Annotated in this window: 17 protein-coding genes; 5 read left to right on the top strand and 12 right to left on the bottom strand. The window is 58.2% G+C overall.

The window, feature by feature from the left end; genetic code table 11:
- Positions 1-40: 40 nt before the first annotated feature.
- On the bottom strand, positions 41-778 hold the full coding sequence (locus ACU680_RS16365) for a substrate-binding periplasmic protein (protein WP_007969693.1): 738 nt from the start codon (positions 776-778) through the stop codon (positions 41-43).
- Between the two features lie 256 nt (positions 779-1,034).
- On the opposite strand from ACU680_RS16365, the gene ACU680_RS16360 reads away from it, so the two are divergent.
- Entirely contained in the window at positions 1,035-1,487 is a 453-nt protein-coding gene (locus ACU680_RS16360; RefSeq protein ID WP_448179974.1) for a GNAT family N-acetyltransferase, read from the top strand.
- 123 nt (positions 1,488-1,610) lie between these two features.
- Here the strand turns inward: ACU680_RS16360 and ACU680_RS16355 are convergent, their stop codons facing one another.
- The 3 genes from ACU680_RS16355 to ACU680_RS16345 all read right to left on the bottom strand — a co-directional run bounded on the left by ACU680_RS16355 (position 1,611) and on the right by ACU680_RS16345 (position 4,637).
- Positions 1,611-1,907 (bottom strand): winged helix-turn-helix domain-containing protein, encoded by a 297-nt coding sequence (locus ACU680_RS16355; protein WP_003229005.1) that lies wholly within the window; start codon positions 1,905-1,907, stop codon positions 1,611-1,613.
- Positions 1,908-1,978: 71 nt separating this feature from the next.
- Positions 1,979-2,470 (bottom strand): M48 metallopeptidase family protein, encoded by a 492-nt coding sequence (locus ACU680_RS16350; RefSeq protein ID WP_095137492.1) that lies wholly within the window; start codon positions 2,468-2,470, stop codon positions 1,979-1,981.
- 43 nt (positions 2,471-2,513) lie between these two features.
- Positions 2,514-4,637 carry a putative bifunctional diguanylate cyclase/phosphodiesterase gene (locus ACU680_RS16345; RefSeq protein ID WP_448179973.1) on the bottom strand — a complete coding sequence of 708 codons (2,124 nt, stop codon included), beginning with the start codon at positions 4,635-4,637 and terminating at the stop codon, positions 2,514-2,516.
- A 335-nt stretch (positions 4,638-4,972) separates the two neighbouring features.
- Between ACU680_RS16345 and ACU680_RS16340 the strand changes: the two genes are divergently transcribed.
- The gene (locus tag ACU680_RS16340; RefSeq protein ID WP_448179972.1) at positions 4,973-5,641 is read left to right on the top strand and encodes a polysaccharide lyase family 7 protein; all 669 of its coding nucleotides are present in this window, start codon (positions 4,973-4,975) and stop codon (positions 5,639-5,641) included.
- Positions 5,642-5,726: 85 nt separating this feature from the next.
- Here the strand turns inward: ACU680_RS16340 and ACU680_RS16335 are convergent, their stop codons facing one another.
- Together ACU680_RS16335 and ACU680_RS16330 are read right to left on the bottom strand one after the other, a co-directional pair.
- Positions 5,727-6,152, bottom strand: a complete 426-nt coding sequence (locus ACU680_RS16335; RefSeq protein ID WP_448179971.1) for a hypothetical protein — start codon at positions 6,150-6,152, stop codon at positions 5,727-5,729.
- Between the two features lie 353 nt (positions 6,153-6,505).
- Positions 6,506-6,886, bottom strand: a complete 381-nt coding sequence (locus ACU680_RS16330) for a DUF6124 family protein (protein ID WP_448180050.1) — start codon at positions 6,884-6,886, stop codon at positions 6,506-6,508.
- A gap of 559 nt (positions 6,887-7,445) precedes the next feature.
- Between ACU680_RS16330 and ACU680_RS16325 the strand changes: the two genes are divergently transcribed.
- Positions 7,446-8,012, top strand: coding sequence for a hypothetical protein (locus tag ACU680_RS16325; RefSeq protein WP_448179970.1), 567 nt, complete (start codon positions 7,446-7,448; stop codon positions 8,010-8,012).
- A 478-nt stretch (positions 8,013-8,490) separates the two neighbouring features.
- Here the strand turns inward: ACU680_RS16325 and fba are convergent, their stop codons facing one another.
- From fba to tkt, 6 genes are all read right to left on the bottom strand, one after another.
- Positions 8,491-9,555 carry a class II fructose-bisphosphate aldolase gene (gene fba / locus ACU680_RS16320; RefSeq protein WP_003177554.1) on the bottom strand — a complete coding sequence of 355 codons (1,065 nt, stop codon included), beginning with the start codon at positions 9,553-9,555 and terminating at the stop codon, positions 8,491-8,493.
- A gap of 307 nt (positions 9,556-9,862) precedes the next feature.
- Positions 9,863-10,195, bottom strand: a complete 333-nt coding sequence (locus tag ACU680_RS16315) for an MliC family protein (RefSeq protein ID WP_448179969.1) — start codon at positions 10,193-10,195, stop codon at positions 9,863-9,865.
- Between the two features lie 57 nt (positions 10,196-10,252).
- Positions 10,253-10,474, bottom strand: coding sequence for a hypothetical protein (locus tag ACU680_RS16310; RefSeq protein ID WP_007961876.1), 222 nt, complete (start codon positions 10,472-10,474; stop codon positions 10,253-10,255).
- 34 nt (positions 10,475-10,508) lie between these two features.
- The gene (locus tag ACU680_RS16305; RefSeq protein ID WP_448179968.1) at positions 10,509-11,672 is read right to left on the bottom strand and encodes a phosphoglycerate kinase; all 1,164 of its coding nucleotides are present in this window, start codon (positions 11,670-11,672) and stop codon (positions 10,509-10,511) included.
- Positions 11,673-11,698: 26 nt separating this feature from the next.
- Complete coding sequence (gene epd, locus ACU680_RS16300) at positions 11,699-12,757, bottom strand: erythrose-4-phosphate dehydrogenase (RefSeq protein WP_448179967.1); 1,059 nt, start codon at positions 12,755-12,757, stop codon at positions 11,699-11,701.
- A 180-nt stretch (positions 12,758-12,937) separates the two neighbouring features.
- Positions 12,938-14,935 (bottom strand): transketolase, encoded by a 1,998-nt coding sequence (tkt, locus tag ACU680_RS16295; RefSeq protein ID WP_448179966.1) that lies wholly within the window; start codon positions 14,933-14,935, stop codon positions 12,938-12,940.
- Between the two features lie 258 nt (positions 14,936-15,193).
- Between tkt and ACU680_RS16290 the strand changes: the two genes are divergently transcribed.
- Complete coding sequence (locus ACU680_RS16290) at positions 15,194-16,189, top strand: ArsR/SmtB family transcription factor (protein WP_108588985.1); 996 nt, start codon at positions 15,194-15,196, stop codon at positions 16,187-16,189.
- A gap of 18 nt (positions 16,190-16,207) precedes the next feature.
- A complete protein-coding gene (gene metK / locus ACU680_RS16285) occupies positions 16,208-17,398 on the top strand; it encodes a methionine adenosyltransferase (RefSeq protein WP_003229025.1) in 1,191 nt (396 codons plus the stop codon).
- The last annotated feature ends 47 nt before the right edge of the window (positions 17,399-17,445 follow it).

Here is a 17,445-nt window from a genome sequence, read left to right as displayed (position 1 = left end):
ATGAGGGCATCAGCAACAACACAACTCCGGGATCAGATGCTCACATCCCATGCTGCCTCAGCAACTTGTCATAACTCCCATCCGCCTTCATCGCCGCAATCGCCTTATCGAACCCGGCCACAATCTGCTCATGCTGCGGATTCTTCAGACTCACCAAAATATGCAGGCTGTTCTCGCTCAACGGCTTGGGCAGGAACTCCACGGCGTTGCGCACTTTGGCTGATTCACGGGCCAGGTAATAGCGCGCGACGTATTCATCTTCCAGGGTCAACTTGACCCGATCCGCCGCCAGCATGCGCACGGCCATGGCGAAGTTATGCACAGGGACTTTCTCCAGCGCGGTATCGGCATCGAACGCCTGCGAGTAGGCATAACCGCGCACCACCGCCACCGGGTAGGTGTGCAGTTGTTCCAGGCTGCTGTAGTCCAGCGGCGTGTCCTTGCGCTTGAGAAAGCGGATGCGATTGAGCAGGTATTCGCCAGAGAACTGGCCGATCTTGGTCCGTTCGTCGTTGTACCAGGCGTTGACCAGCACGTCGTATCGTCCTTCGCCCACCCCCAGCAGCGCCCGCGCCCACGGCACCTGCTCGTAGTCGCTGGCATAACCGGCCCGCGCCAGCGCCGTGCTGACGATGTCGGTGGCCAGGCCACCGTTGACCAGCGTGTCGTCGGTAAAGGGTGGCCAGATATCGAACACCAGCCGCAACTTGTCCGCTGCGGCGGTTTGGGCCAGCAAGAGCAATCCGATCAAAGCAAAGGCTCGATGCAGTCGCGGCATGCTTGAAAATCCTTAGCGGGCGGGCTGCCCGGCGTGTTTTCAGTCAAAACCTAAAGGCTCCTTACCGGCGAAACCCAGGCCCTAACATTAGCTCATTGAAGCCAGTGCACAGCGCTTTCCAGCAGATTACACAAAGCAGCGAAGGTCGCGAGAAAGGAATGATGGCATTTTGACCTTTGTCACAGACTGTTCCGCCATACAGACATCCAGGGCCTGTGCGCTTAGTATCGGGCGACGGATTTCAAGGAGTCGGAAGATGACAATCGAGTGGATCTGCAAGCATCACAGCGATCTGGGCAAAGAACAGTTGTACGCGTTGCTGAAACTGCGCTCGGACGTATTTGTGGTCGAACAGAAATGCGCCTACCCGGACCTCGACGGCCAGGATCTGGACGGCGACACTCATCACCTCATGGGTTGGGAAGATGATCAACTGTTGGCCTATCTGCGCCTGCTCGATCCCGAGTCCCAGGGCGGTGACGTGGTGATCGGGCGCGTGATCATAGCGCCGCAGGGCCGTGGCAAAGGGCTGGCGCATGTGATGATGGAACACGCGCTGAAACAGGCCGAGAAGCATTGGCCGCAGGTGCCGATCTATCTGTCGGCGCAGGCGCATTTGCAGGGGTATTACGGCAGGTACGGGTTCGTGGCGGTGGGTGAGGAGTATCTGGAGGATGACATTCCGCACATAGGCATGCGTCGTTCCTGAGGCCCTCATCGCTGGCAAGCCAGCTCCCACAGGTTCAGCGGTTGTTCACAATAACTGTATTCGCTGGAGATCCTTGTGGGAGCTGGCTTGCCAGCGATTGTGTCAGCTCAGACACCGCAGGACTCAGGGATACTCCAGCACAGCCTTGATCTGCCGCAGATTGCGCTCGATCCACCCGCGATCGATCGCCCCCCATTCGCGAATCCGATAGCGCCCGGCATGATTGCGCGCGCCCTCTTCCTGCTCGAACTCACAGACGATATCCAGATCCGCCAGCGCCGCGATGGTGTCCTGCGCCGTGCGCCGGGGCATGCCGGTCACTTCGGTCAGCGCCGGGACGCTTGGGGCCAGGCCGCTGTCGATCAGGTAGGCCACGTACAGGCGCCGGTAAAAACTGCTTTTGGTCTTGCTTACGTCCATCTAAACACTCCCAACGTTAAAAGATCGCAGCCTGCGGCAGCTCCTACAGATGCAATGCGATCTTTTGATCTTCATTGCATATCACGCCACGTCAGGTACACCCGCAGATCGAACTCGACCTGGTGATACCCCGGCAGCATGTGTTCGCACAATTTGTAGAAAGCCTTGTTGTGATCCGATTCCTTGAAGTGCGCCAGTTCATGCACGACGATCATCTTCAGAAACTCGGGCGCCGCCTCCTTGAACAACGAGGCGATGCGAATCTCTTTCTTGGCCTTGAGCTTGCCGCCCTGCACCCGCGAGACCGTGGTGTGCAGGCCCAGCGCGCGGTGCGTCAGGTCGAGGCGGTTGTCGAACAGCACCTTGTCGATGGCCGGCGCGTTGCGCAGGTATTCCTGCTTCAGGTCCAGCGCGTAGCTGTACAGCGCCTTGTCGCTCTGCACATCGTGACGCCCCGGATAGCGTTGGCTCAGGTAGTCACCCAGACGCTGTTCGGCGATCAGTTGGCGCACCTGATCCTGCAATTGCGCGGGATAGGCCTGGAGGTATTTCAACGCAGTCATGGACACGGCAACACGGTTCGAAAAGAGCGCCAGTGTAGCGAATTCAAACCGGCAGCGCGCTCCAGTCGAAGGGCTCGGCGAAGCTGGCGGCGTCTTCGGAGGTCAGCGGACGCGCCACCAGGAAACCCTGCACGTATTCGCAGCCATGCGCCTGCAGCCATTGATACTGCTCGATGGTTTCCACACCTTCGGCGATCACCAGCAAGCCGTATTGTTTACACAGATTAATCACGTTGCTGACCAGTGCCGCGTCGCGCGTCGAATCCGGCAGCCGCGCAATCAGGTGTCGATCCAGCTTGAGCGTATCCAGTTCCAGATCACGCAGGTGCGCCAGCGAACACGGCCCCGAACCAAAATCATCCAGCGCCACCCGTACCCCGAGATTGCGCAGCAAACGCAGCTGTTTGCGGGTTTCGTCGGGGTTGTGCATCAGCGCGTCTTCGGTGATTTCCACCTCCAGTTGCCGTGGCTGCAGCGCGTGCCGCTCCAGCACCTGACGCAACTCGGTGACCAGGTTCGGCAGACCGAACTGGGTGTTGCTCAAACTCACACCGAGCACCAGATCCTCGGCAAACAGGGTTTCCCAGGCTTTGCGCTGGCCGGCGCCGCGATGATAGATCCAGCTGCCGAGCCGACTGATCAGCCGCGCCTCTTCCAGTAACGGCAGGAACAGCCCCGGCGGCACATCGCCGACGCTCGGGTGCTGCCAGCGCAGCAGCGCCTCGAAACCGCGGATCTGCCCACTGTCGATCGCCACTTGCGGCTGATACACCAGATTGAAATCGCGGTTCTCGATGGCGTTGCGCACGCTTTCCTCAAGCATCAGCCGCGAGCGGGCGCGACCGTTCATTTCGTGATCATAAAAACGATACTGCTGACGCCCGGCGCGCTTCGCCTCATACATGGCGATGTCCGAGGCGCGCAGCAAGCCGTCGAGGTTAGAACCGCAATCCGGGTAGGTGGCGATGCCGATACTCGCGCCGAGGGCTATATCCAATCCCTCGATCTGCTGACAGACCGATACCCGCTCGATGAGCTTCTCGGCAATCTTCGCCGCCTGCTCGGGAAACTCCAGATCGAGCAGCGCGGTGAACTCATCACCGCCCATGCGCGCCAGAATGTCGAACGGCCGCAGACAGGCTTTCAATTGCTCGGAGACCCAGCGCAGCACCCGGTCTCCGGCATCATGACCAAGGGAATCATTGACCCGTTTGAAGCCATCGAGATCCAGATAAAGCAGCACCCAGCTGCTGTCGCTGCGCTCACCGCGCAACAGCAGGTTCTCCACCGTCTGATAAAAACCCCGGCGATTGAGCAGACCGGTCAACGGATCGGTGACCGCTTGAAATTCCAGTTGCTGATGCAGGTGACGTACCACCGACATGTCCAGCACCGTCACCACCATCGCCCGCTGCTCGGCGGGCAACGGCGCACAGGACAACGCCACCGGCACTTGCTGCCCCGGCGCCGTGCGCAACAGCGCGTCGTGCAGACGCAACGTCTCGCCGCGCTTGTAGCCGGCCAGCAACTCGGAATCGGCCCACAGCGGAATGTGCGGTTTCTGCAGGAAATCGAGAAACTCCTTGCCCTCAAGCTCCTTCACCGGCGCGTTGAGCAATCGCGAAATCGCCGGGTTGGCGAAGCGGATCAAACCGTCCTCGCCGAGTACCAGAATGCCTTCCGCCGCGTTATCCAGCACCGAGGCATTGAAGGCCCGCGCGACCTCCAGATCATGACTCAGGCGCTGCAAGGCGCGGCGGTTGCGCTGGTGTTCGAGCAACGCCTGGACTTTCGGTTTGAGGATCTGCGGATCGAACGGCTTGAACAGGTAATCCACCGCGCCACTGGCATAGCCCTTGATTACGGCATCCTGGGACTGTTCGTTGGCGGTGAGGAAAATGATCGGCGTGAGGCGTGTGCGCTGGCTGCCGCGCATCAGTCGCGCGACTTCAAAACCGTCCATGCCCGGCATCTGCACATCCAGCAGCACCAGATCGACGTCGTGTTCAAGCAGCAAATTGAGCGCCTCGAAGCCGGAGGCAGCGGTCATGACGTGCCAATCCTGACGCTGCAGCAACGCGCGCATGCTGATCAGGTTTTCAGGGTAATCATCAACGATCAAAAGGACAGAGCTGCCTTCACCTGGCTGGGGTTGCGCGCATTCCATGCTGCTTCTCTTGTCGGGACATCTCTTGTCGGACTATCGGCCGGTTTCTCGTGAAAACCGTACAGTTACTGAGCCATCACTCTAGTCGCGGATCTGTGAAAGCAGAAGCTGTCACGCCGCCATCATTTAGCCAAAGCGGCGACTTACCGACTAACGGTCACCCCTGCAGCCCCCGAAAACCGGCGCAGATGGCATTTCGACAGGATGTTGACGCCAATCATCTGCCAAACGGGCGTTAACAAAAAACTCCTCTACGCTTATAACTGCCGCCCGAAAAGGCGCGGGCTAGAGCTTCTGGCACTCGCGTTCAGGATGAATTGAGTGGAAGAACCGACATGATCGATCTCGCAACCTGGAACCTCAGCGTTCCCGTCGGCAGTCCGCCGTACACCGTCGAAACCTCCAAACTGGTGAATGGCTTCAAGGATCAGTACTTCCATTCCGACACCGGCACGCTGTTTTTCTGGTCACCGGTTACCGGGTCAAAAACCGAAAACGCCATATACCCGCGCACCGAACTGCGCGAAACCTTCAGCAACGGCACCCTGCGCAACTGGTACTACCCGGATGCGGACAACACCCTGCGCGCGACCCTCGCGGTGAACAAGGTGCCCAGCTCCGGCAAGATCGTCATCGGCCAGATCCACGCCTATGAAAGCCAGCGCCCGATGGTCAAGCTCGAATACCAGTACAAGGAAAAGACCCAGAACGGCAACCTGGTGATCAAGGTCCGCATGCACCCCGACGACAAGGAAAGCCGCGTCATTACCCTCGCCACCGGCATCAAACTGGACAACGAATTCAACTACCTCATCCACTTGAGCCCCGGCGGTGCGCTCGGCGTGAGCGCGGCGGGTTACCAGTGGGATTCACAGATCAGCGCCACCTGGCGCAACAAGCCGCTGTACTTCAAGGCCGGGGTGTATGTGCAGGACAACACCGGGTATACCAGTGAGGGTGGGCAGGTGACGTTTACCAAGCTGGATATTGATCACGATAAATAACACTCGCATGTACCAACAGGTGATGCAAAACCCGACAAGCCGGCAGACTCCATGAGTCTGCCGGTGCGCGTTGAGTCAGTACCAACTAAGGTTCCTTCTTGAACTCAAATTCGCCCACTGCCGCAAAGACACCCTCTTCATAAATATCGAATGTTCCCTTCGGATATTCGCCACTTCTTGACAATTTAAACGTACCGCTAGCCTGCCGATCACCTTCTATATCATCAATCTCCAAATGCGCACTAACGGGCGCATCTTTTCCACCCAGCTCATATTCCTCGTTGATAACAAGGCCTGCCTTAAAGACCAATGCCAAATAATACCTGTGGCCTTCAAACTCCCGGTACTTTGGAAGAAGTTTAAAAGACTTCTCCCCCTTAAATAAAAATCCATAATCTTTAAATTCCTTCGGATGCTCACCATACTCTTGATGCTTGTAGGTGATTTTCATATATCCAAATAAAGAGTCGTCAACGCCAGCGTCACCTTTTATTTCTTTTTCGTTTTTCATTTCTATCTTTCCGAGGGACAAGTGAAAGCCGATAGTAGGCGGCTTCCTATTTCGGCACACCTGTAATATCTGACAGGCACTTATACCTCTTCGGAATAAACAACCTGCGTTTAAAAAGAAATCACCTGACAACTGAATACTATCCACCCTTTAAGAAACAGATATTTTTATATGAGTTTTCCTGATCGACGAATTCAGAACCATGGGCACGAGTTAAGCGAGTTAAGGGAGTCAGAACAAATACAGTTAACCCACAATTGTAGGAGCGAGCCTGCTCGCGATGACGGCGTATCAGGCGCCAACAATGCTAAATGGCAGATCGCAATCGCGAGCAGGCTCACTCCTACAAGGGTTCAGCGGAGTTCTGAAGATGTGATTTCCACATTATCCAGCACCCGAATCACCGCCAGCTCCGCCAGCTCCGCCAACATGATGATCTGCTGTATCGCCAGAATCGTATGCCGCTGCGGGCTATCCACATACGCCGCGATATCACTGGTCATGATGCTCGCGGAGGCGAGTGACTCACAGGCATGAACCAGCAGACTTTCGTTGTCCATGCCCGGGGCCACCTGGAACATCGTGCTGGGTTTGTGAAACTTCAGGGTGGTAGCGTTCGGCTTGAGGTAGTGATTGAGCGCCCGTTCGGCAGCGTCGTGAAGCTTTTTCGAGTCGAGGGATTCGTAGGGCGACGTAGATTCCGCCTCGGGGGGATTGGGTGTTGGTTTGATCATCGTAAACATATTCATGGCTGGTTGAATTGCAGCCGCCATTTTCGTTTTCCAGGCGAAAGGGTGGCAGCTGAGCGCGGACTGGAAAAACCGGTCAACCAACCCAAACCGGCAGGCCCAAAGGCCTCCCGCGCACAGCCGCCATTACATCGCGAGCAGAAAAGCGCCGCAGTATGCCACGGGCCGAGTTGGTATGAATCGGGTTTTCCAGACCCGGTCACTGATGCTTCAGCGACACGACCAGCCTATCCAGCCGACTTCCGAGGGACAACCGACGCAACCTGTCGGAATATTCCTGACGAATGCCAATGTCTGTAGGACGAGCGCACGACCGACAAGCCTTAACCCAAAGTAACTACCCCTCAGGCGGAATTTAAGTACAACGTTCGAAGCTAATACTCCAGTTCTTGAAATTTCTTTCGCTATCAAACTTTCCGCAATATCAATCACAGCAAAATCATCTTAAAACCTGTCAACTCTGACAGTCACGCCATCACTGCCAAAGATCTATTCTTCTCATTGAAACTATCGTAGTCACAAACACACACTAATCGAGGCCGCCATGGATATTTATGACAAGGACGAATCTTTCACTGCACAATTATTTCATTCCACGACAGAGGGCGGAGCGCCAGTTACTGCAAATATTGGCTTTATGATACCTAAAACCGAGAACATACTTAATGAGGGCAAGCCACTTGTCTACGATTATACAAACATGCTTTACGCATCGACATACCACTTAGAATTTAACGAAAATGACACCTTCTATTTCAAGTGGATGGGCAAATCCTACACTATATATCTTGTATATAGACCTCTTAGCGAACCTAAGCGTCTTAGTAGAGAAGACAACGGCACAATTGCTCTGACCAACAACGATAACGAAGTTACTGGCTTCAACATCCTGGTAGATGACTACCCAGTTACACTCAGCAACCTTCCAAACCAAACAACAGAAGTCGAAATCACCTGCAAGCATGGTGGATTACTGATCGGTAAAAAAAGCAAACTTCATTTCTATGACAAAACTGAATTTCTGGCACCGATAGTAACCACACTCACAACAATGGGTAGAGGTTCAAAATTCTCTCTAAAAATACTTCAGAGACGAGTAGATAGAAATTAATCTCTTTCATGCTACCACCCAAAGAAACCCGCCTCTCGGCGGGTTTCTCACATAGACAGCTATTGACTCAATCAATCCCAAGGCAAAAAAGAATCCACATGTCTGTGGATTCTAAAGCCGGGGGGGGTTACTCCGTTCGCTTAGGGCGTGTGAAAGGAGCTGGCCCCTTGGAGTTTTTGAGGTCTTCCGTTTTTGGCTCAACTGGCAGGGTCGCCGGGGCCGGGCCTTTGGGTTTAACGTCCTTAATAGTCATTGCTGTGTACTCCATTACGAGGTGGAGTCTTGTCTTGTGAGTATCGCTTGAGGCTGCCTACTGTCAGATCTGACAGTCATTGAGATCTATTGGAAATAAGCAAAGCTCAGTTAGATCAACTTGTCAGGCACTCCTCATGAACAGTGGCGCTACGCGAAGAAATCACCACCCACAAAAAACCCGCCTCTCGGCGGGTTTTTTATCAGCGCAGCTTAACGTTCAGGCTTAGTTAACCTTCGCGTTCAACTCACCCTTCAAATAACGCTGATACATCGCTTCCAACGAGATCGGTTTGATCTTCGAAGCATTACCGGCAGTACCGAACGCTTCATAACGAGCGATACACACGTCACGCATCGCCGTCACGGTCGCGCCGAAGAATTTACGTGGGTCGAATTCGCTCGGGTTGGTGGCCATCAGGCGACGCATGGCGCCAGTGGATGCCAGGCGCAGGTCGGTGTCGATGTTGACCTTGCGCACGCCGTACTTGATGCCTTCGACGATTTCTTCAACCGGCACGCCGTAGGTTTCTTTGATGTCGCCGCCGTACTGGTTGATGATCGCCAGCCACTCTTGCGGAACCGAGGAAGAACCGTGCATCACCAGGTGGGTGTTCGGGATGCGCTTGTGGATTTCCTTGATGCGGTCGATCGCCAGCACGTCACCGGTAGGTGGCTTGGTGAACTTGTAGGCGCCGTGGCTGGTGCCGATGGCGATGGCCAGGGCATCGACCTGAGTCTTCTTGACGAAGTCAGCGGCTTCTTCCGGGTCGGTGAGCATCTGGCTGTGATCCAGAACGCCTTCAGCGCCGATGCCGTCTTCTTCACCGGCCATGCCGGTTTCCAGCGAACCCAGGCAGCCCAGCTCGCCTTCTACCGAAACGCCGCAGGCGTGAGCCATGGCTACGGTCTGTTGGGTCACGCGGACGTTGTATTCGTAGTCGGTCGGGGTCTTGCCGTCTTCGCCAAGGGAGCCGTCCATCATGACCGAGCTGAAGCCCAGCTGGATCGAGCGCTGGCAGACGTCAGGGCTGGTCCCGTGGTCCTGGTGCATGCACACCGGGATGTGCGGGAATTCTTCGATCGCGGCCAGGATCAGGTGACGCAGGAACGGCGCGCCGGCGTATTTACGGGCGCCGGCCGAAGCCTGGACGATCACCGGGGAGTCAGTCTTGTCAGCGGCTTCCATGATGGCGCGCATCTGCTCAAGGTTGTTGACGTTGAAGGCTGGAACGCCGTAGCCGAACTCGGCTGCGTGGTCCAGCATCTGGCGCATGCTGATAAGTGCCATTGTGTGTGTCTCTCCCGGTTGAGGGTCGTTAATCGTGCCAGCCTGCCGGAGCGGCGGCGGCTATTCAAGTGATTGCAGATCGGGGGTTGAGGCCCGGTCTGGTGATTCGATAAAGCCAAACCTGCAGGTGTACCGACCTGTGGCGAGCGAGCTTGCTCGCGCTCGGCTGCGAAGCAGTCGTCAAACCTGCCAACACGGTCATTCCGAAACACCGCGCCGAAAGGTTTTGGGATCGCTTCGCGCTCCAGCGGGAGCAAGCTCCCTCGCCACAAAAGCCATTGCCACAATGAATCTGCGGCGTATTCGTTTACTCGGCCTTGCAGCCGCGGCCAATCAGGTCATTGGTGGCGACCCAGTACACCAGGCCTTCGTCACCCTTGACGTGAAACGCCAGCATGCCGTCGCTGTACAGCACGCCCGAGGCGCCCGGCTCTTCTTTCAGGTGATAGACCTGATCACCGCCGCCCAGCCGTACATCGACTTCCTTCTGGCTGGCATCGGCGTAGCGCCACAGCACTTTGGCCTGGCTGTCGCAGGTCCAGGTGGTCCAGTTGTCCGCAGGCGCGGACGACTGAAACAGGTTCATCTGCGCGCAACCGCCCAACAATGCCAACGCCGCAATGGCGATCAAGCCTTTCATCCGTGTTCCTCGACTGACAGCCAACGCCGCCAGCCCTGAGTTAAAGAGTCAGACCGGTCAAGGACAACCATGTTCCTTGGCCGGGGTTTGCGTCTCGTATTTGTCCAGACCGTCCGGCCCCGAGCGCTTGTTCAGCACCGGGTTGGTTTCGGCCTGCCAGTCGGCCTGATAGCAGCCTTTCTGTGCCGCATCCGGCGCAGGCGTCGCTTCGGCCTTCGGGTTACTCCCGCAGGCCGCCAGCGTACCGGTCAGCAACAACAGCGCTAACGACTTGACCATGTGAACACTCCTTTGCCTGGCCAAACGGGCGGCCTCAGGCCTTGGCCCGGCTTTCCAGGACTTCAACGGCTGGCAGCACCTTGCCTTCGACGAATTCGAGGAACGCGCCGCCACCGGTGGAAATGTAGGAGATTTGCTCGGCCACGCCATATTTATCGATGGCCGCCAGGGTGTCGCCACCGCCGGCAATGGAGAACGCGGCGCTGTCAGCGATGGCCTGGGCCAGCACTTTGGTGCCGTTGCCGAACTGGTCGAATTCGAACACGCCGACCGGGCCGTTCCACAGGATGGTTTTCGACGATTTCAGCAGTTCGGCGAAGTTGGCCGCGGTTTGCGGGCCAATGTCCAGAATCATGTCGTCAGCGGCAACGTCAGCGATCAGCTTGACGGTGGCTTCGGCGCTTTCGGCGAATTCCTTGGCCACCACCACGTCTACCGGCAGCGGTACGCTGACCTTGGCGGCGATGGCGCGCGCGGTGTCCAGCAGGTCCGGCTCGTACAGCGACTTGCCGACCGGGTGACCGGCTGCAGCCAGGAAGGTGTTGGCGATGCCGCCGCCGACGATCAGCTGATCGCATATCTGGCTCAGGCTGTTGAGGACGTCGAGTTTGGTCGACACCTTGGAGCCGGCAACGATGGCCGCCATCGGCTTGGCCGGTGCGCCCAGCGCCTTGCCCAGTGCGTCCAGCTCAGCCGCCAGCAGCGGGCCGGCAGCGGCGACCTTGGCGAACTTGGCAACACCATGCGTCGAACCTTCGGCGCGGTGCGCGGTGCCGAAAGCGTCCATCACGAACACGTCGCACAGGGCGGCGTATTGCTGAGCCAGTTCGTCGGCGTTCTTTTTCTCGCCCTTGTTGAAGCGTACGTTTTCGAACAGCACGATCTCGCCGGCCTTGACGTCAACGCCGCCCAGGTAATCGGCCACCAGCGGCACTTCGCGGCCCAGGGCCTTGCTCAGGTAGTCGGCGACTGGCTTGAGGCTGTTCTCGGCGGAGAACTCGCCTTCGGTCGGACGGCCCAGGTGCGAACACACCATCACCGCCGCACCTTTTTCCAGGGCCAGCTTGATGGTCGGCAGCGAAGCCAGGATACGCGCATCGCTGGTGACAACACCGTCCTTGACTGGGACGTTGAGGTCTTCGCGGATCAATACGCGCTTACCTTGCAGATCGAGGTCGGACATCTTCAACACGGTCATGGGTCGCACTTCCTGAGTAACTGTTCTTAGAGAGCAGGTTTTTTTGAAATCGCTGTTTGCAGATAGTGGTCTGCAACGTCGAGCATTCGGTTGGCAAAACCCCATTCGTTGTCGAACCAGGCCAGGATGTTCACCAGTTTGGGGCCGGAAACACGGGTCTGACTGGCATCGACAATGGCCGAATGTGGGTCATGGTTGAAATCACAGCTGGCGTGCGGCAACTCGGTGTAGGCCAGCAGCCCCTTGAGCGGGCCGTTGGTGGCGGCTTCGCGCAGGATCCGGTTGACCTCGCTGGCATCGGTCGCGGTGGCAGTCTGCATCGTGATGTCGAGGCAGGACACGTTGACCGTCGGCACGCGTACGGCTTTGGCCTGAATTCGCCCGGCAAGTTCCGGCAGCAGGCGCTCGATGCCACGCGCCAGACCAGTGGACACCGGGATCACCGACTGGAACGCCGAACGGGTGCGACGCAGGTCTTCGTGGTGATAGGCGTCGATCACCGGCTGATCGTTCATTGCCGAGTGAATCGTGGTGATCGACACGTAATCCAGGCCGATCGCCTTGTCCAGCAGACGCAAAAGCGGCACGCCGCAGTTGGTGGTACAGGAGGCGTTGGACACCAGCAGCTCATCGCCGGTCAGGCAATCCTGATTGACGCCGTAGACGATGGTGGCGTCCACATCCGCCTCGCTGGCCATCGGTTGCGAAAACAGCACGCGTGGCGCGCCGGCATTGAGGAACCGCTGGCCGTCTTCGCGAGTGTGGTAAGCGCCGGAGCACTCGAGCACCAGGTCGACACCCAGCGCCGCCCAGTCGATGCCCTCGGGGGTGGCACTGCGCAGGACCTTCACGCAGTCGCCATTAATATGCAGACAATCGCCTTCTACTCGCACTTCGCCGGGAAAGCGGCCGTGGGTGGAGTCGAAGCGTGTCAGGTATTCGATGCTGGCCATGTCCGCCAGATCGTTGATCGCGACAATTTCAAACCCGGCCTTCTCGCCACGCTCGAACAACGCACGCAAGACGCAACGACCAATCCGGCCGTAGCCGTTGAGTGCAACTTTGTAGGGACGCGGTTGAGGCATGGGGTTCTCGATAGTACGCGGGCAGACACAGTGCTTATTTGCGACACATCCCTTGTGGGAGCTGGCTTGCCAGCGATAGGGCCATCCGCTTCAACATAAATGCTGACTGATAGGACGCTATCGCTGGCAAGCCAGCTCCCACAGGGAATTGCGGTGACCGCTCGATCACCGTGTTGCGGCTTAGTCTTCCAGCAGTTCTTCAGCCTGACCCAGGATGTTGTCCAGGGTGAAACCGAATTCTTCGAACAGTGCCGAAGCCGGAGCCGATTCGCCATAGGTGGTCATGCCGATCACACGACCTTCCAGACCCACGTACTTGAACCAGAAGTCGGCGTGAGCCGCTTCGATCGCGATACGGGCGCTGACCTGCAACGGCAGAACCGATTGCTTGTAGCCGGCGTCCTGCGCATCGAACACACTGGTGCAAGGCATGGAAACCACACGCACCTTGCGGCCTTGCTCGGTCAGTTTGTCGTAGGCCTGAACGGCCAGACCAACTTCCGAACCGGTGGCGATCAGGATCAGCTCAGGCTCGCCTGCGCAGTCCTTCAACACGTAGCCACCGCGGCTGATATCGGCGATCTGGCCGGCATCGCGCTCCTGGTGCTGCAGGTTCTGACGCGAGAAGATCAGCGCCGAAGGGCCGTCCTTACGCTCCAGCGCATTTTTCCAGGCCACCGCCGATTCAACGGCATCGGCTGGACGCCAGGTGTCGAGGTTCGGCGTGGTACGCAGGCTGGTCAGTTGCTCGATCGGCTGGTGCGTCGGGCCGTCTTCGCCCAGACCGATGGAGTCGTGGGTGTAGACGTGGATCACACGCTTCTTCATCAGCGCCGACATGCGCACGGCGTTGCGCGCATATTCCATGAACATCAGGAAGGTCGCGCCGTAAGGCACCAGACCGCCGTGCAGGGATACGCCGTTCATGATCGCGGTCATGCCGAATTCGCGCACGCCGTAGTACATGTAGTTGCCGCTGGCATCTTCAGCGCTGACGCCTTTGCAACCTTTCCACAGGGTCAGGTTGGAACCGGCCAGGTCAGCCGAACCGCCGAGCAGTTCCGGCAGCAACGGGCCGAACGCGTTCAGGGTGTTCTGGCTGGCTTTACGGCTGGCGATGGTTTCACCTTTGGCCGCCACTTCAGCGATGTAAGCCGAGGCTTTTTCCGCGAAGTCAGCCGGCAGTTCGCCGCTCAGACGACGGATCAGTTCGTTGGCTTCGGTCGGGAACGCAGCGGAGTAGGCAGCGAAACGCTGATCCCACTCGGCTTCGGCAGCGCGACCTTTTTCCTTGGCATCCCACTCGGCATAGATGTCGGCCGGGATTTCGAACGGGCCGTAGTTCCAGTTCAGCGCCTGACGGGTCAGAGCGATTTCCGCGTCACCCAGTGGGGCGCCGTGGCAATCTTCCTTGCCCTGCTTGTTCGGCGAACCGAAACCGATGGTGGTCTTGCAGCAGATCAGGGTCGGCAGCGGGCTCTTGCGCGCGGTCTCGATGGCGGTCTTGATCTCTTCCGGATCGTGACCGTCGACGTTGCGGATTACCTGCCAGTTGTAGGATTCGAAACGCTTCGGCGTGTCATCGGTGAACCAGCCTTCGACTTCGCCGTCGATGGAGATGCCGTTGTCATCGTAGAAGGCGAGCAGCTTGCCCAGACCCAGCGTACCGGCCAGGGAAGCGACTTCGTGGGAAATGCCTTCCATCATGCAGCCATCACCGAGGAACACGTAGGTGTGGTGATCAACGATATCGTGGCCAGGACGGTTGAACTGCGCGCCCAGGATTTTTTCCGCCAGGGCGAAGCCGACAGCATTGGCCAGACCCTGACCCAGCGGGCCGGTGGTGGTTTCGACGCCCGGGGTGTAGCCGAATTCCGGGTGACCCGGGGTGCGGCTGTGCAGTTGACGGAACTGCTTGAGGTCGTCGATCGACAGGTCGTAACCGGTCAGGTGCAGCAACGAGTAGATCAACATCGAGCCGTGGCCGTTGGACAGCACGAAGCGGTCACGGTCGGCGAAAGACGGGTTGCTCGGGTTGTGCTTGAGGTAGTCGCGCCAAAGTACTTCGGCGATATCTGCCATACCCATAGGGGCACCGGGATGGCCGCTGTTGGCTTTTTGCACGGCATCCATGCTGAGGGCACGAATGGCGTTGGCACGCTCACGACGGCTAGGCATCGCTGATCTCCTGGGTGTGAATAGATTGAAACGGAAAAAAGGAGGGCATTTTCCCTCACCGGAGCGCTTCGGGGCAATGACAGATAGTCATCCAGAGGCGTTTTTCCCGTGCTGGGCGGCGGTTTCGTCTGGTGAAACCTTTCCGCTGTTCGTTTGTAGAGTTAACCAGCCAGTGAGAAGTGCCATCTATCGAGCAATATCAAAACTTTTTGATATTGCCCTTGCGGCGCTTTCCCACCGTCACTAGACTGCTGCCCCATGAACTTACGCGTGCCTTCCATTCGCCATGACGACTGCGACGAGCTGGCGGCCCTGTGCAAGGCCGGTGGAGATCCGCTGCGCCTGAATGTATTGCGCGCGCTGGCCAACGACTCGTTCGGCGTACTGGAGCTGGCGCAGATTTTCGGTATCGGTCAGTCCGGCATGAGCCACCACCTCAAGGTGCTGGCCCAGGCCGACCTGGTGGCGACACGCCGTGAAGGCAACGCGATTTTTTATCGCCGCGCCCTGCCCCACACCGAATTGCTGGGCGGCAAGTTGCACGCCGCATTGTTAGAAGAAGTCGACAATCTGGCGCTGCCGGACGACGTGCAGACGCGCATCGCGCAGGTCCACGGACAACGTGAAGCCGCCAGCCAGGATTTCTTCACCCGGGTTGCGGAAAAATTCCGCGCCCAGCAAGACTTGATCGCAGGCCTGCCGCAGTACCGCGACAGCGTGCTGGCCCTGCTCGACAAACTGAACTTCAATGGTGCAGCCACGGCCATTGAAGTCGGCCCCGGTGATGGTGCTTTTTTGCCGGAACTGGCCCGTCGTTTCGGCACCGTAACCGCGCTGGACAACAGCCCGGCGATGCTCGAACTGGCGCGTCAGGTATGTGAACGTGAACGGCTGGCTAACGTCAGCCTGCAATTGGCCGATGCATTGAATGGCACAAGCCTGACGGCCGATTGCGTGGTACTGAACATGGTGTTGCACCATTTCGCCGCGCCGGCCGAAGCGCTCAAGCACATGGCCGGCCTGCTGCAACCGGGCGGTAGCCTGCTCGTGACAGAGTTATGTAGCCACAACCAGAGTTGGGCCAGGGAGGCCTGCGGTGATCTGTGGTTGGGGTTTGAACAGGACGATTTGGCCCGTTGGGCCACCGCTGCGGGACTCGTTCCCGGGGAAAGCCTCTATGTAGGCTTACGTAATGGTTTCCAGATCCAGGTTCGCCACTTTCAGCGACCGGCTGGCGACACTCACCATCGGTAAATTCAGGAAAACATCGAGATGAGCGAATACTCCCTCTTCACCTCCGAGTCCGTGTCTGAAGGACATCCGGACAAAATCGCCGACCAGATTTCCGATGCGGTGCTGGACGCCATTATTGCCCAGGACAAACACGCACGCGTTGCCGTGGAAACCCTGGTCAAGACCGGCGTGGCCATCGTGGCCGGTGAAGTGACCACCAGCGCCTGGGTCGACCTGGAGCAGATCGTTCGTGACGTGATCTGCGACATCGGCTACACCAGCTCCGAAGTCGGCTTCGACGGTGCTACCTGCGGCGTGATGAACATCATCGGCAAGCAGTCCCCTGACATCAACCAGGGTGTTGACCGTGCCAAGCCTGAAGATCAGGGCGCCGGCGACCAGGGCCTGATGTTCGGCTACGCCAGCAACGAAACCGACGTGCTGATGCCAGCACCGATCACCTTCTCGCACCAGCTGGTGCAGCGTCAGGCCGAAGCCCGCAAATCGGGTCTGCTGCCTTGGCTGCGTCCGGACGCCAAGTCACAAGTGACTTGCCGTTACGAAGGCGGCAAGGTGGTTGGTATCGACGCCGTGGTTCTGTCGACCCAGCACAACCCTGAAGTGTCGTACAAAGACCTGCGCGAAGGCGTGATGGAACTGATCGTCAAGCACGTGCTGCCTGCCGAACTGCTGAGCAAGGACACCCAGTTCCACATCAACCCGACCGGCCAGTTCATCATTGGCGGCCCGGTAGGTGACTGCGGTCTGACCGGTCGCAAGATCATCGTCGACAGCTACGGCGGCATGGCCCGTCACGGCGGCGGCGCATTCTCCGGCAAGGATCCATCGAAGGTTGACCGTTCGGCGGCCTACGCTGGCCGTTATGTTGCCAAGAACATCGTCGCTGCCGGCCTGGCCGAGCGTTGCGAGATTCAGGTGTCCTACGCCATCGGCGTGGCCCAGCCGACTTCGATCTCGCTGAACACCTTCGGTACTGGCAAGATCAGCGATGACAAGATCATCAAACTGGTGCGTGAAGTGTTCGACCTGCGCCCATACGCGATCACCACCATGCTTGACCTGCTGCACCCGATGTACCAGGAAACTGCAGCCTACGGCCACTTCGGTCGTGCTCCGCAGACCAAGACTGTTGGCGAAGACACCTTCACCACCTTCACCTGGGAAAAAACCGACCGCGCCGACGCACTGCGTTCAGCCGCTGGCCTGTAATTCCCTGGCTGCAAAAAAGCCCCGCACGGTTCGCGCCGTGCGGGGCT

The organism is Pseudomonas sp. LF020 (assembly GCF_053456425.1).
The sequence above is the reverse complement of the archived record's forward strand: the minus strand, read 5'-3'. Positions and strand labels throughout refer to the sequence as shown.